This is a genomic window from Limnothrix sp. FACHB-1083, from assembly GCF_014696485.1.
Lineage (GTDB): Bacteria > Cyanobacteriota > Cyanobacteriia > CACIAM-69d > CACIAM-69d > CACIAM-69d.
This window is the reverse complement of record NZ_JACJQD010000017.1, coordinates 1-15,100: the sequence shown is the minus strand read 5'-3', so window position 1 is coordinate 15,100 and position 15,100 is coordinate 1. Positions and strand designations below refer to the sequence as shown.

The 15,100-nt window shown below is 52.4% G+C and carries 13 protein-coding genes; 6 read left to right on the top strand and 7 right to left on the bottom strand.

The window, feature by feature from the left end; genetic code table 11:
• Nucleotides 1-96 precede the first annotated feature (96 nt).
• Both H6F46_RS17185 and H6F46_RS17180 read left to right on the top strand, forming a co-directional pair.
• Entirely contained in the window at nt 97-2,349 is a 2,253-nt protein-coding gene (locus H6F46_RS17185) for a GAF domain-containing protein (protein WP_190356003.1), read from the top strand.
• A gap of 286 nt (nt 2,350-2,635) precedes the next feature.
• Complete coding sequence (locus H6F46_RS17180; protein WP_190356002.1) at nt 2,636-4,156, top strand: methyltransferase regulatory domain-containing protein; 1,521 nt, start codon at nt 2,636-2,638, stop codon at nt 4,154-4,156.
• A 168-nt stretch (nt 4,157-4,324) separates the two neighbouring features.
• On the opposite strand, the gene H6F46_RS17175 is transcribed toward H6F46_RS17180, so the two are convergent.
• Both H6F46_RS17175 and ligA read right to left on the bottom strand, forming a co-directional pair.
• The gene (locus tag H6F46_RS17175; protein ID WP_190356001.1) at nt 4,325-5,200 is read right to left on the bottom strand and encodes a DUF4230 domain-containing protein; all 876 of its coding nucleotides are present in this window, start codon (nt 5,198-5,200) and stop codon (nt 4,325-4,327) included.
• 132 nt (nt 5,201-5,332) lie between these two features.
• The gene (gene ligA, locus H6F46_RS17170) at nt 5,333-7,423 is read right to left on the bottom strand and encodes an NAD-dependent DNA ligase LigA (RefSeq protein ID WP_190356000.1); all 2,091 of its coding nucleotides are present in this window, start codon (nt 7,421-7,423) and stop codon (nt 5,333-5,335) included.
• 309 nt (nt 7,424-7,732) lie between these two features.
• Here ligA and H6F46_RS17165 point away from each other — a divergent pair, with 309 nt between their 5' ends.
• The gene (locus H6F46_RS17165; protein ID WP_242028018.1) at nt 7,733-7,954 is read left to right on the top strand and encodes a hypothetical protein; all 222 of its coding nucleotides are present in this window, start codon (nt 7,733-7,735) and stop codon (nt 7,952-7,954) included.
• A gap of 194 nt (nt 7,955-8,148) precedes the next feature.
• Here H6F46_RS17165 and H6F46_RS17160 read toward each other — a convergent pair whose 3' ends face one another.
• A complete protein-coding gene (locus tag H6F46_RS17160; RefSeq protein ID WP_190355998.1) occupies nt 8,149-9,270 on the bottom strand; it encodes a restriction endonuclease, SacI family in 1,122 nt (373 codons plus the stop codon).
• Nucleotides 9,270-10,175: a DNA adenine methylase gene (locus H6F46_RS17155; RefSeq protein WP_347278354.1), complete on the bottom strand. Its 906-nt coding sequence runs from the start codon at nt 10,173-10,175 to the stop codon at nt 9,270-9,272. The genes H6F46_RS17160 and H6F46_RS17155 overlap by 1 nt, the downstream gene beginning before the upstream one ends.
• Nucleotides 10,176-10,185: 10 nt before the next feature.
• Between H6F46_RS17155 and H6F46_RS17150 the strand changes: the two genes are divergently transcribed.
• Both H6F46_RS17150 and H6F46_RS17145 read left to right on the top strand, forming a co-directional pair.
• A complete protein-coding gene (locus H6F46_RS17150) occupies nt 10,186-10,467 on the top strand; it encodes a DUF29 family protein (RefSeq protein WP_190355997.1) in 282 nt (93 codons plus the stop codon).
• Nucleotides 10,468-10,494: 27 nt separating this feature from the next.
• Nucleotides 10,495-11,256: a hypothetical protein gene (locus tag H6F46_RS17145; protein WP_190355996.1), complete on the top strand. Its 762-nt coding sequence runs from the start codon at nt 10,495-10,497 to the stop codon at nt 11,254-11,256.
• Nucleotides 11,257-11,315: 59 nt separating this feature from the next.
• On the opposite strand, the gene H6F46_RS19630 is transcribed toward H6F46_RS17145, so the two are convergent.
• Together H6F46_RS19630 and rsmG are read right to left on the bottom strand one after the other, a co-directional pair.
• Nucleotides 11,316-11,441, bottom strand: a complete 126-nt coding sequence (locus H6F46_RS19630) for a hypothetical protein (RefSeq protein ID WP_255509019.1) — start codon at nt 11,439-11,441, stop codon at nt 11,316-11,318.
• Nucleotides 11,434-12,138 carry a 16S rRNA (guanine(527)-N(7))-methyltransferase RsmG gene (rsmG, locus tag H6F46_RS17140; protein WP_190355995.1) on the bottom strand — a complete coding sequence of 235 codons (705 nt, stop codon included), beginning with the start codon at nt 12,136-12,138 and terminating at the stop codon, nt 11,434-11,436. The genes H6F46_RS19630 and rsmG overlap by 8 nt, the downstream gene beginning before the upstream one ends.
• A 77-nt stretch (nt 12,139-12,215) precedes the next feature.
• On the opposite strand from rsmG, the gene H6F46_RS17135 reads away from it, so the two are divergent.
• Nucleotides 12,216-13,598, top strand: a complete 1,383-nt coding sequence (locus H6F46_RS17135) for a cobyrinate a,c-diamide synthase (RefSeq protein WP_190355994.1) — start codon at nt 12,216-12,218, stop codon at nt 13,596-13,598.
• A gap of 67 nt (nt 13,599-13,665) precedes the next feature.
• On the opposite strand, the gene H6F46_RS17130 is transcribed toward H6F46_RS17135, so the two are convergent.
• On the bottom strand, nt 13,666-14,802 hold the full coding sequence (locus tag H6F46_RS17130; RefSeq protein WP_190355993.1) for a hypothetical protein: 1,137 nt from the start codon (nt 14,800-14,802) through the stop codon (nt 13,666-13,668).
• Nucleotides 14,803-15,100 lie beyond the last annotated feature (298 nt).

The window sequence follows — 15,100 nt, the reverse complement described above, 5'->3', positions numbered from 1 at the left end:
CATTATTCAGTTGATTCGGTCTTGGCCGTCCTTAACCCAGTCTTTCAAAACCGTTTATTCGTCGGGGATGTTTCGGAGAGTTAGGGTTAATCAACAATGTCAGAATCCAGTACCCCTTCAGCAACCACCCTCAGAATCCTTGAGGCGGGCCAATCCATTCTGCCGATCGAAGTGCAACCCCCTGCGGACTTAGGCAGCACCACGACCGATGCTGTCGCCATTGACTCCGCCACCGACTCCGCCATTGATCAGAATTCCCCCATTGAGCGCCTGTTATCGACTGCCAGCGAAACGATGGTGGATGTTGTGACCCATAGCCAAGTGTTGCTTGCGGTGGTGCAGCCGGACAGCTTTGAAGTGGACATGGCCAATGCGGCATTTTGTCAGGCGGTGAAGCTAGCCGGTCGTCAAGAGTCAGTGCGGGGTTTGGTGGCCGTTGGCCGATCGCTCGCGGATTTGTTGCCAGGATTAGAGGCCGAAGTTTTGCGCGATTGGCTGCGGCGACAGGTGGCCTACCGTCTGTTGCTCGATCGCCACCCCAAGGACAGCCGAATTCGGCGGTTGCTGAATGCGCCGAAGTTGGTGCAGGTGGCCGATCGCTGGTTGGAATTGTGGATGCGGCCGGGGGCCTTGGTGTTCGAGTCGATCGCCCCCGATGTGCAAACCCTCATGGAAGCCTCCACTTCCCTGCCCTCCTTTGAAAGCGCGTTTCAGTTGGAATGGTGCCAATTCAAGGGGCAACTGTTGTTGGAAGGGTGGGATGTGACCGCGCGGGAGCAATTACGCCGGTTGGGTCGCCTGTTGCTGAATGGCCATTCCATCTTGCAGCCGGAAAAATTCCGGGAAGTGGGGCAATCCATGCGATCGCTCTTTTCCGGTGATGCCACCTTTGTGTTGCGCACCGATGGCGATCGGCTGCAATTAACCCTGGGGAATGAGGCACGGCTGCGCACCGTCCGAGGCTATGACCTGGGGGACTTGCGCGAGTCGCCCTGCTTGGCAGCCATGCAGTTGGAGCGGGTGACGATCGTTCGAGATTTGGCCACCCAGGCCGTCACCCCCCTCGAACAGGATTTGCGTGATCGCGGGGCCCGATCGCTGCTGTTGATTCCCCTGTTGCTGCGGGATAAGGCGGGCGATCGTCCCCCCTTGTTGATGGGGTTAGTGGGGGTGGCCAGTCGTCTGCCCGATAACTTTGACCTGTTGGATATCAATCGAGCGGAACTGCTGCAACCTTCCTTGGCCGTGGCCTTGCGCCAGGCCGGCCAGTCCCACTTCAGCAACATCCACCCAGCCGTGGAATGGAAGTTTTTGCAGGAGGCAGAGCGGCGCAGTTGGGGCCTGCCACCCCAACCGATCGCCTTTGAAAATGTTTATCCGCTCTATGGCATCTCCGACATTCGCGGTTCATCCCTTGCGCGCGATCGAGCCATTCAAACGGATTTGCTGTCCCAGTTTCGGCAAGCCCTGGCCATTCTTGATTGTGCTTGTGCGGCCAAAGACCTGCCCCTGTTGCGGCAACTGCGCTTGGACTTGCAGGAATATATCCACAACCTTGAAGGCGGTGTGACCGTGGAAGCGGAAGTGCGCGGGGCCCAATACCTGCGGGAAAACATTGAAGACGACTTGGATTATCTGGCAGGGCTGGATCCAGCCACCGCCGCCGCCGTCACCGCCTATCGCCAAGCTTGCGACAATCCCCACGGGGCCGTCTATGAAGCCCGCGCTGAATATGACCACTTGGTGAGTGAAATTAATCGGCGGATGCGGGAAACCTGGGATCGCTGCCAAAGCAAAATGCAGTCGATCGCCCCCCACTACTGCGACATTGAATCCACCGACGGCATTGATCACATGATCTATGCCGGTAGCTCCATCTATCCCGACTTCACCAGCTTCCACCTCCGCAGCCTGCGATATGAGCAACTGCGGGCTGTCTGTGCCTGTGCGCGGATGGGTTTTGAAATTGAGCGCACCCTTAGTGACCAATTACGCTTGACGCATCTGGTGCTGGTGCAGGGTTCCACGGTGGATATTCTGCATGATGAAAACACTGAGAAGCTGTTTGATGTGCGAGGAACCCGCGACACGCGCTATGAAATTGTCAAAAAGCGGATCGACAAGGCCCGCGATGCGATCACAGGAGAACGAATTACCCAGCCCGGCTGCCTCACGGTGGTCTATGCCACGGAGGATGAGGGCCACGAATATCAGGAATATTTACGCTACTTGGAACGCGAGGGCATGATTGGCTCCAAGCGCGAGAGCGGCGAGGTGGAATCGCTCCAGGGGGCCAATGGGTTGCGGTTTATGCGGGTGGCCGTGTTGCCGCCAGAACCCGATCGCTAACTTCCGGTCGATCGCCCTGGTAATGACGTGGTGATTAGCGGTGATGAATTCAGGACGGTCGAAGATTTGCCCGGTGGATTATTAATTGAGATCACTGGTTGAGATCGCTGGTTGAGATCACTAGTTGAGATCACTGGGCGATCGAACCGTTCGTAACCGGTGTAATTGTCCGGAATCGCGGGCTGCTTTGAGGATGGCCAGGGATAGGAAGTGGGCCCCGCAACCCAACTGTTGGGAAGCAGCCCCCCGATCACTGTTGGTTACTGTGTAGATGAAGTAGGCGACTATGCAAAGTTGGACAGAGGGCTATGTGGCCGAAGTGGACTACACCCATGGGTTTTATCGGGAATTAGCCCCCACACACCTCAATTATGTGTTGTTGTGCAAGGGGCTTCAGGCTCCCCCGCTCGATCGCGCCTTCACCTACTGCGAATTGGGTTGTGGACAGGGCAACACCACCAATTTGTTGGCGGCTGCCAATCCGCAAGGGGATTTTTATGCCACAGATTTCAACCCCAGCCACATTGTTCATGCCCAAACCTTAGCCCGCGAAATTGGCCTCAAAAACATCCATTTTTTTGATGACTCCTTCCAGGACTTTGCCGATCGGGCAGAGTTGCCGGACTTTGATTTCATCACGCTCCATGGCGTTTTTTCTTGGATTTCGCCCGAAAACCGACAGCAAATCGTTAACTTTATCCGCAAAAAACTAAAAGTTGGTGGCGTAGTTTATCTCAGCTACAACGCCATGCCCGGTTGGTCTGCATTTTTGGGAATGCGAGAGCTAATTCAAGCGCAGGTGCTCTCCCAATCGGGGCAAATTACCAAACGATTTGATCTGGCTCTGAATTTTGCCAAAGCCATTGCTGAACAGGAGGCGATTTATTTCAAATCTCAGCCAGCCGCGCTCGATCGGCTCCAGCAAATTTCCACCATGTCTCGTAATTACTTGGTGCATGAATATTGCAATCGCCACTTCACCCCGCTGTTCCATCGAGAAGTGGTGGAACTGCTGGATGAAGCCAAGGCCAGCTTTTTGGTTTCGGCCCACTTGGGCGACCAAATGGAACACTTTCGATTGCAGCCTAACCAGTTGCAAACCCTGCAAACCATTGAGGATCCCGTGCTGCGGGAAACCTTGCGGGACGTTTATACCAACCAATCATTTCGACGGGATATTTTTGGGCGCGGAACCGTGCCCCTCGCCTCTTTGGCCCAGCGCGATCGCTTGGATCAGCAAACCTTCGCCCTCACGCTGCGATCGCCCCAAATCCCCAAGGAATATCCCTGCCCAGTGGCAACGGTGCACCTGGATGCGGAACCCTTCAAAACCATCATTGCTGGCTTGAGCGATCGCCCCCACACCATGGCTGAGCTGGCTCAACAATTACCCAAACTGGCTTGGCGCGACTTGCACCTTTCCTTGGCGATCGCGGTCGATGGGGGGTGGGCGATGCCCGTGGTTCCCCAAGCTGCCGTCAAAGCGACCCGCGAAACCTGTCATCGGTTCAACCGGGCCATTGCTCGGCGCGCCCTCACAGAAAACAAAATTCAACTATTGGCCGCGCCGCTGGTTGGCAGTGGTATTGCGGTTGATCAAACAATTCTGTTGTTTTTAGAGTCCATGTGGCGCAAAACACCGGGCCCCGAATTAGCCTTTGAAACCTACAAACGAATGGGGCTAAAGCTGCAAAAAAACGGTGAAACCGTTGAGAGTGATGCAGAAAATTTGCAGCTTCTGAAAACCTCTTGGGAGCAATTTCAATCCCAAACTGGCCCCTGGCTAAAATCCCTCCAAATTTTGTAGAGTTCTTGTTTTTCTAGTCAGACATTCTCTAGTAGTGCGACAGGCTTAATTCGGTGGGTCAAAGTTGCGGAATCAGTTACAGAAACAAGGAGCTTAAGCCCCTTGCTGCCTAACAATCAGGGAACAGGAACAGTCGAATTGATTGCCTAGAACAAGCTTGTCGCGCTACTAGGATTGGGCCGGAGCGGCGGGCTGGTCGGCGGCCCCGTTGGGGTCGGTGGCCGGGGGATTGGTCGCTGGTGGGTTGATCGCTGGTGGGTTAATGGGTTTGGCGATCGGGCAGGCGGCGGGATCCGGCTCCTGGGGAATGATCGTCACTGGCTTGGCTCCTTTGGGCAAGCCCGCTTGGGTCGGGGCCAACATTTGGCTGACCACCATCACAGCGCGTTTGTTGGCCTCATTGAGCAAGCCCCGTTGGCAGGCGGATTCCGTGACCCGATCGAGCGCTGCCTCTTGGGCCCGGGCCATCAGTTCGGGGCCCGAGTCGGGGCCGAGACCCAAAAAGCCCCGATCGTAGTCATAGACGCGCGATCGACCCACATCGATTTTGCGATCGAGAATTTCCGGGGCCGGCAACCGAATTTCTAGCTTGCCATCGGCTCCTTGGCGCACGTCTTCCGGTTTCAGTTTGCTGAAATCAATCCCGGCGCTGATTTCCCCGTAGGCGATGTAGAGCAGCTTGGTGGAACCGACGACGAATTGCCCCAACACCCGATCGCGCTGGGCCGGAACGATCGCCTCCATCGAAAACACCGTGGTCGTCAGTTCGCTGGCCCCGCGAATTTGGTCGATTGTCAGCGATCGCACATCGGCCTTGGCTGGCGGCTGCGGCGTGGTGAAGGGAGCCGCCACAAAGTCGCTAATCCCCTTGCCCCAGTTGCCAATCCCCGCCGCCGACGTGGCCACGATCGCCACCAGTCCCCCGGTCGCCATCAGGGCGAAATTATTGCTGAGTTGCCGCCATAACCCCGGTTGCCGCGACGGGGCGATCGGCTGGGGAGCTTGGGTGGGCTGAGCGCTGGGGGGACGTTGATCGACCTTCATAAACAAAGCCTGGGGAGAGAATCGGACGAAGACGTTTGGGGAGTCAGGGGCCACAGCAATCGCCGGGGGCAAGGGGCTTAAGCCCCTGGTCTGGTGCGGTGGTCTGGTGCAGTTAAAGCTTGAAATGTTGGACTAAGCCATTGCCAGCAATTCTAGCAACTCAGCTTCTGAAATACAGACCAATCCCAGGGATTGCGCTTTGTCCAGTTTGGAGCCAGCCTCCTCGCCCACCACCACATAATCGGTTTTTTTGCTGACGGAGCCGGTGACCTTGCCACCCGATCGCTCGATTAGCTCCTTTGCTTCTGGACGAGTCAGGGTGGGTAGAGTTCCGGTTAGCACAAAGGTCTTACCGCTGATGGCCGCGTTGGTTGGCTGGGCGATCGCCTGATCCGGATCCGGGTCGGAATCCGCCAAGGACAACCCCGCCGATCGCAGCCGATCGACTAGCGATCGATTGGCTGCCGACCCGAACCACTCCCGAATCGACTTGGCAATTTCCAAGCCAATCCCGTTCACCGCCGTTAGCTCTTCTTCGGTAGCCCCCGCCAGGGCTTCCACCGATCGAAACTGGGCCGCCAGCAGCTTGGCATTGCTCGATCCAATGTGTCGAATCCCCAGGCCATACAGCACCCGCGCCCAGGGCTGATCGGTCGATCGGGCGATCGCGCTCACCAGTTTCTCCGCCGACTTTTGCCCCATCCGCTCCAGGGTCAGCAACGGTTCGATCGTCAGCCCGTACAAATCTGCCACGGACTTGACCAACCCCGCCTCGCTCAACTGCTCCACCAACTTTTCCCCCAGCCCATCAATATCCAACGCATCGCGGCTAGCCCAATGGCGCAGGCTGCCCCGGACGATCGCCGGACAAGAGGTATTGATGCAGCGCGTCACGGCCTCATCGGCCGGCTGCACCACCGCCTCGCCACAGGCCGGGCAATGGCTGGGCATTTGCACCCGCGCCGCGCCATCGGGCCGCAGTTCCGGCAACACCCGCAACACCTCGGGAATAATTTCCCCCGCCTTGCGAATCACCACCGTGTCACCCAGGTGCAAATCCAACTCCAGCAGTCGATCGCGGTTGTGCAGCGTCGCCCGGGCCACGGTGGTTCCCGCCAACTGCACCGGCTCCAGTTCCGCCACCGGGGTAATCGCCCCCGTGCGCCCCACCTGGAACGTCACCGACAGCAACCGCGAGGGCGCTTCCTCCGCCGGGTATTTGTAGGCGATCGCCCAGCGCGGAAATTTGTTGGTGAAGCCCACCGCCGTTTGCAGAGCCAAATCATCGAGCTTAATCACCGCCCCATCGGTCATGTAGGGCAAGTCGTGGCGGGCTTGATCCCACCGTTGGCAATAGTCCCAAACGGCCGCCAGGTCAGCACAGCGATCGCGGTTCGGATTCACCCGAAAGCCCCAAGCCGCCAACTGTTCCAGCGACTCCCAATGGCTGCGGGGGCGATCGGGCCAGTCCAGCTCCTCCGGCCATTGGAGCGTGTAGGCAAAAAAGTCCAGCTTCCGTTCCGCCACAATCCGCGAATCCAGTTGGCGCAGGGTTCCCGCCGCCGCATTCCGGGGATTCGCAAACAGGGCCTCGCCCGCCGCCGCCCGATCGCGATTGATCTGCTCAAAGCTGCTGAGGGGCAAAAATGCCTCCCCGCGAATCTCCAACCGGGCCGGCGGATTGGCCGTATTCAACCGCAACGGAATCGATCGAATCGTCTTGATATTTTGGGTAATCTCCTCGCCCGCGATCCCATCGCCCCGCGTGGCCCCGCGCACCAGCAGCCCCTCTTCATAGGTGAGGGCGATCGCCGAGCCATCGATCTTCAGTTCACACACATAGCGAGCCGGGTTCGCCGCCTGAAACAGAGGCAATTCCTCCAAAACGGGCGATCGCTCCCCGGTTCCGGCCACCTTTTGCCAGCGATCTTCCCAAGCTCGCAACTCCGCCAAATCAAAGGCATTTTCCAAGCTGTAGAGGGCGATCGCGTGCTGCACCGTCTGGAACCGCTCCGCCGGGCGATCGCCCACGCGCTGGGTGGGGCTGTCGGGTGAAACCAGCTCGGGATATTGAGTTTCCAGTTGCTCCAGTTCCCGGTAGAGGCGATCGTACACCGCGTCTTCCATCACGGGATTGTCCAGCACGTAGTAGGCGTAGCTGGCTTCCTGGAGTTTTTGGCGCAGTTGGTCGGCGCGGCGGGCCAAGTCAGCGGGGGCGGGCATGGGGCAGCAATGGGGCGATCGATTTCGATGCCATTGTCCCTATTCCGGCCGGGAATGCAAGAACCTTCCGGATGGCGCACGGGGCGATCGCTAGTAATGGTCAGGTAGATGCACCCTGACGATGTTCCCCTGGCTCCGGCTAGGGGATTTTTGTTTGCTTTACTAGCCAATAAAGAGGCTAAGGTTTTTAGACTGTAAAGCACTATACGCTGGAGCAATACCTTGGATTTTATGAACTTCCGACGATCTTTTAAGCGATTACTGCTCCTGTTTCTGGTTGCAACAGGTGGTCTGTGCTTTGTGATTTGTATGTATTATGCGCTGGTAGATTGGGATCTGTTGCAAAAAGCCTACGCCAACTTTGCCAAATTAGCGGAAACCTCCAGAGACTTGCCTCAATTATTCATCGCAGAAGCCCGACAAAATATTCATCGAATTAATCTTTTTGCGGATGGTGTTTGGGCCTTGTTAGGGGCGATCGTAGCAGCGATCGGAATTCATGGTCTCTGCACCACCAAACACCCGCTGTGAAATCTAATTAAACTCTCATTTAGCGGACGGACAACGGAAATATTAATTGCCCCAAGACTGAATCTAAAAATCAGGGCAATGTTTCCAGATCATACTCTGGGCGATCGCTAGTAATGGTCAGGTAGATGCACCCTGACGATGTTCCCCTGGCTCCGGCTGGGGGATTTTTGTTGGTCTAGAGTCATTCGTAGAAACTAGTCGTCACTTTCTGCTGCTTGGCGAAGTGCCAAGAATGCTTCCTTAAGAGCTTGGCTAACGGATGAATTTGGTTCATTCAAAACCAGATCTTGATAGGCATTGAGATAATTTTGACGAATTCGATGGAACAAGTGTAGAAAATGTCGTAGAAAGCTCAAACAGTCCAAAATAGAAACTTCTACGCCGTCTGTTTTCTCATACCAAGTTGCCGCATAATCCATAGTCTGTTGGTCAATCGGCTCAGTTGTAATAAAAATATAGTTCTGCACGGTTTGACCTTCCTTTAAGATTTTGGAAATTGCAGAGTCAATATCAGTCTTGGTAACTGCACGCATTTTCATTTCATAAGCTGTGATAACGGCAGAATCATCCTGTAGGGTGATCTCGATATCGCCCAGTGATCCGGTCTGCAAGTCGGCAGCATTATGAGCTTGTAGCGACAGGATTTTTTCTCCCAGATGGTATCTTGCTGCTTGATAAGCAGCCGCCACAATGAGCACTGGTAAGCGACTAGAGTTTTTGCAAGCTAAATGCTGCGTGATGAGTTTAATAATAGCTTCTGTCGATAAGGGTAAAGATCCCTGCGATCGCTCTAGGCTAGACAATAATGAGTTAATTCGGTGTAATTGTTCATCACGAATCTCTAGAAGAACTCTCACAATTTCAGCCAATAAGTCTTCAGCAGAAATACGACTTTCTGCCACATCTTCCAAAAGAATAAGGACTGAGCGATATAGCTCAACCGGCCTGCCTACTAATTCGCGATCCGTAGTCAAGGGCTGATCATGGTTTCGGAAAGTAGGAGTAAGAAATGCAGTTGTTGAATTGACAGGTAATTGATGTTGATTGATAAATGGTGTCAAATAGTCTTCGTCGTACCTGCGACCAGAAAAGCTATCAGAGCCGCCAATTTTAGTGTATGGCTTTCGGGGATCGACCTCGGGACGATCAAGTTTACCCAACAGACAAGCCATCAAGAACCTTACGCCTGAACGGTTGCTCGTACATTGACAAACTCGGTTGATATGCTCTACCAGCCTAGAGTCCTGAATTAAGGAACGATTACCTGCGATGAGTGCTGATTGGTAAATTTGTCCAAGAATTTGATCCGGTGTCATCAGAATAGCTCTCGCTGAACAGAATCAGAATCTGATTGAGATTGAGGTAATGAATAATTAATCCACAAAATTTCTTGGCGTGTATCTTTAGTGGAATGAATTGTTTTTTGCGGGCCAAGAATCTTTTGCCATTTTGATTGGGGAAATAGATCTTCCATAACTGGATGATCGTATCCCGAAACAGCAACCATTCCCTGACATTGATTTAGAGTGAGGGCCAACTCTTGGTGTTCTTGCTCAGTCATTTCAAAACCATAGGATTTGGTGTCACCTCGGGTTTCGTGCAAATAGGGCGGATCGCAGTAAAAGAATGTGTTGGGGCCATCGTAGAGACGAATGACATCTAGAGCGGGCCGGTTTTCAATCTGTACTCGCAAGAGACGGAGGGCGATCGCATCCAATGCTTCGACACCGCCCAGCCATCGAGACACAACCCCGGACATCCCCGATCGGCTAGTGTCTTTACAATTTGCCCATCGTCCTAAGGAGGCTGTTTGTGCTAAACCGGTTCTAGTTTGCCGAGCGCGAATATAAAACCGGCGGGCACGCTCAATATCATCTAGACTATCTAAATCGTCATAGATTGCCTGATAATATTCTTCCCGGGAAAAGGGCGTAAGGGCGATCAATCGGATTAATTTCTCTGAATGATCTCGTAAGACTCGAAAGAAATTGACAACTTCACCATCAATATCGTTATACGTTTCAACGGGAGATGGTTCCCGATTCAGCAAAACAGCCCCCGATCCGGAAAAAGGTTCGCAGTAATGATGACATGGGGGTAAAAGAGGTAAGAGCCAATCTAAGTGGGAAAACTTACCGCCATACCAGCCAAAGGCAATTTTACGACGGCTGCGAGGATGCACAGAAGCATGATTTTGCTCAAGGGAGCTGTTAGATTCCACATTCAAAAAAATGGGAGAAGTTCGCTTAGATTTTAGACCCATAGTAATAACTAACTGTGAATTCTTTGATGATGTTGCTATCAATATATCAAATTCGTACTGTAGTTGCTTCTTCGTTGCTCTTGAGCAATCAGCTCTCAAATCTCAGCTCCCGGACGCAATCCAAGCAGCCTATGCCGATGCGCGTGATGAGGCCTATGGTGAGACCGGGTTAGCGCTGGAGATCTTCTCGATCGCCCCACCGTTGACCTGGGAAGAGGCAATGGAACAACCCATCTACCTTGATCCCTAGCCAATAAAGAGGCTAAAGTTTTTGGACATGGAAGAGCCTGTTTCCCCCCAAATTCCCAGTTGGCTTGCTTGGGCGATCATGAATGGCCAAAAGCGCCAGCCCACATTCCTGGGCCATATTGTTTTGGTTCTGGTGCTTTTGAGCTTGGTTGGGATTGCTTATTATGTTTTGTTGCTCGTGAGTAGCCAATGGGAGCAAAAATGGATTACTGCACCCCAACGGCTCACTAAGGAACAAATTGCTTTACAAACAGCATGGCTAAAGCCGAAGCCCTCTGTGAAATCAAGATTAATTTTTCAGCTTCAGGATGTTGAGGTCTTGATTGATCGCAATGCTTCAATTATGGGCTTTTTCTATAAGCAGTATTATATTTCGCTGGCGATGATGTGTACGTTGGGGGCGATCGCTGTTATTTGTCTATTTTTTATTAGTAAGGAAGGTTGGGGCGAAGTCAATAACGCTGTCATCAATATTTTTGTGGTTTCTTCGGGGGTGGTTCTTTTTTACGGTAATTTGTCTTTGACTTTTAAGCAAGAAGAAAACATCAAAAATAGCCACGCCATTTATTTATCTTGCTTGAGCCTCAGAAATGAGCTGCTGAGTTATTTGGCAACCCGGCAAAACACGCGCGGTGTTGAAGAAAAACCAGAATCATTCATTCATTATGTTGACAAAAAGTTGATGTCAATTAGTTTGATTCAACTGGGCTTTAATCCTGGTCAACTGTCGGACGTTCCTAAGCCTATTAACACCTTGTCAACTCCGGCCATTACGCCAAAGAGTCCCTAGGTATTGATGCTGAAGTTCTGAAAAATGAGTGCTTGGTTTTTGTGACTTTGCGGTGGTTTTTAAATGATGATCATGTCTGTTTCTAGTGGTGATCGGTGTTTCATGTTTTTGGGGCAAGTTACCCGATCGCCCGTTGGCTGCTTTTCCACAAACTGACGGGCGATCGGGTGCAGGAAACTAGTCAATTTTTTGCAAATAGATGCAGTGGCGATCGCCCTCAGTAATTGGGGTTTTAAAGGCATCTACACCCAAAATTTCTGCGCCCCAATGGCTGAGGGGATCTTGCAGGCTGGCTTCCTCCTCTGCGCTCCAGCGACCTCGATACAAAATCGCAACACCTCGCGGGGCCAACATCGGCAAGGCGTAGCTGGCGCAAAGATCTGCTGCACCCACGGCCCGCAAGGTCACCAGGTGAAAATTCGGTTTGGGGCCCGGTCGCCGCACGAACTGCTCTGCTCGATCGCACGCGGTTTGTACATTGCCCAACCCCAATTCCGCGATCGCCTCCGCCACAAACTGAATCTTTTTGCGCGTGCTATCCATCAGCAACCATTGCCATTCTGGAAAGGCGATCGCACCCGGTAGTCCTGGAAAGCCGCCCCCGGTTCCCAAATCGGCCACGGTGATAGCTTGCGAGGCCCGCTGGGCCAGTACCGGTTGCAAAATCGGTGAAAATAGACCCCGCAGCGAATCCCAAAGATGCTTTTCCCAAAAGTCCAATGGCTCCGTAATGCGGGTTAAGTTCATCCGTTGGTTACCCGCCAAGATCGCCTCATAGAGCCGCTGAAATTGGGCTTGGGTGGCTGTGTCGGGCTGCCATTGCAGGGTTGACTGCCAAAGGTCGATCGGGTTCGGTAAGGCGGGCGCTGTGGGAAGGGTCATGGCCATGGGGAGCAAGCTGCTAGGCAATTTAAGCGCAATCTGGCCCCGTTAACGTATTCCTTGAGTGCAATCGCAGCATGATTCCAACGGTAGTGGTGGCGGGAACCCACAGCGGAGTGGGCAAAACTTCAGTGGCGATCGCCCTGATGCGAGCCTGGACACGGCGCGGGTGGGTGGTGCAGCCGTTCAAAGTGGGGCCCGATTTCATTGACCCGGGCCATCACCGCCGGGCTACAGGTCGCCCGTCCCATAATTTGGATGGTTGGATGCTGCCTAAGGCAACAAACCAAGCGCTGTTCGATCGCGCCGTGGCCGGAGCCGATGTGGCGGTGATTGAAGGAGCCATGGGGTTGTTTGATGGTTATGGCGACCAAGAGGCGGGCAGCACGGCCGAGCTGGCCAAGTGGTTGAACGCGCCTGTGGTGTTGGTGTTGGATGGTCGGGGCCTGTCGCGTAGCGGGGCGGCCCTGATCTGGGGCTATGAAACCTTTGACCCGGATTTGCGGTTTTTGGGTGCAATTTGCAACCGGGTGGGCAGCGGAGCACATTTGGATCGGATTGCGGGGGCTGCTCGCGATCGCGTGCGGATGCCCATTTTGGGCGGTGTGCCCCGGGATGAGGCCGCATTGATCGATCGCCGCCACTTGGGACTCAAAATGGCCGATGAGGATCAGTTGGGGGAGGAATATATCGATCGGCTGGCGGATTTGCTGGAAACCCATCTGGACTTGGATCAGCTCTGGCAACGGTTGCAACGGGAGCAACCAACCCCGAAGCCTGAACCACGCGCGCCGATCGCCCCAATTGCCGTCAGTCGTCGATCACCCCGCAAAATCGGGATCGCACGCGATCGGGCCTTTTGTTTTTATTACGAAGCCAATTTAGATTTTCTGCGCGATCGAGGGGCGGAATTGGTGGAATTTTCGCCCTTGGTCGATCGGCCGCCCGCCGATTGTGACGCGCTCTATCTGGGGGGTGGCTACCCGGAGCTATACCTGGATCAGCTTGCCAACAACACCGATTGTTTAATCGCCATTCGCCAAATGGCCGCGGCCGGCAAACCAATCTATGGGGAATGTGGCGGTTTTATCTATCTGTGCGATCGCCTGACCCTGGCCGATGGCACGGGGCGATCGCTCTTGGGTTTATTACCGCTGCAAATCCAAATGACCCGCCGCCCCAAGCTGGGTTACGTGGAAGCAACGATCGCTCCTGGCGGCCCTTTGCCCTCAGGAGAAACCATTCGTGGCCATCGGTTTCACTACTCGGAAGTGGCAAACCCCGAAGCGGCCGGGGCGATCGCCCAATGCTATGACCTCTTGACCTCTCGGGGCGATCGGCTCACGGAAGGCTATTGCGTCGGTTCCGTCTTGGGCAGCTATGTACATTTGCATTTCGCCAGCAATCCCCAAGTGATGACCGCCTGGCTCGATCGCATCCCCAATGGATTCAAGCTATGAGATTTTACACTTCAAGGTATTTGAATGAATTCGCTCATGATCTTTGAGGTTTCTCATCATGGATTACTTATTTTTTCATTTTCTTATTGATCTGAACAGGTTCTAACACCAATTCTTCAATTATCTCATACTCTTTATCTCCCCAAAGAGGGTCTCCTGGGAGAGGAGGAAGTGCGCACCAGTAGATCTCATGATCTTTTCCCTTGGGTATAACTCTTTCTTGTTTTGGCACTAAAGGTTCTCTTAAATTTCCAGTAACACTATCACGAATATCATTGAGAGATTGACTATCTTGATACTGACTAATCACTAGAGAAACAAGATTAAACAGTACATTGATACAAGCAGTTGCACATTCTTGATTTGGAACTTTTCCAGAATGTACAAAATCATTTCGTGACTTTCTGGCAATATTCAACAAAGAGTATTCCATATGAGTCATCAGGTTTTTTTGATATAAAATTTCTACCTTAGTTGCAGTTGTCCATGTTCTGAAATCCTGAAGAAATCGCTTCCTTCCTTGAATTTCTTGATCCGGTGATTCTTCTACATTTATGATTTCCGACTTCCAAATATGTGAAATAACTTGCTCTACAACTGTCCACAGTATTACGAGAGCTTCAGCCCATTGATGTTTTACGAAATAGGTCACACCAATCAATAAAAGATTAACGGAAAGACTGTCAAGTTTAGAAAGTGTGTTCTTTCCTTTCTCAAAAGCCAGTTTTAAATCTTTGACAAAGATCTTGCGCGGATGTAGTAATTGAATTAAGTCTAGTCCACTTGCATATTTATCTCGAATTGATTGATGAAATCTGCCAGCAGCACCATAAGCGGGCTGAACGCTTCTAGAATATCCATCTAACGTTAATGTGCCAATTGTAATATCTTCCGGTGATACGGCTTCTGTATAAATACCACCGAAAAGCAAGTAAGCAAGAGCTTTATTAAATTCTTCTAAAGCCGCATCCTTAACCGCAAACTCTGGCAATGCAGGTAGAATTAAACTCCCATCGAATGTAATACCGAGAGAAAGCGGCGCTATTCCCACATCTAAATAAGTAGACATTCTGTGGAGTTTTACATAATCGTACTCTCGACTATTGATTTCTTCCAGTGTCGGGTTCCATTGGTCTTCTTCTCTGAGAATAAGTCTAAATGGATTTGCGTTTCCTATAATAACCGGAACCTTTTTAGGTGTCATGTAGTGTTGAATTAGATAAATAAATTGTATAAGATAGTTTAAGATATCTAGACTTCCGCCGTCAAGTGCGATGCTTACTGAATATTATATCTTGCAGCAAAACTGTAATGGACTATAAACCCTGGAGGATATGAATAGCCTTAGCTTTCAGGAGGTTTAATTGATCAATCTCAGAAGTGTTGAATGACAGATTCAGGTTATAAAAAAGGGGTAAGAAGATGTAATTCTTACCCCAAACAATCAAAAAGTAATACACCAATGTTACGCTCATTCTCTCAAATCGTCAAACCTATTCTCA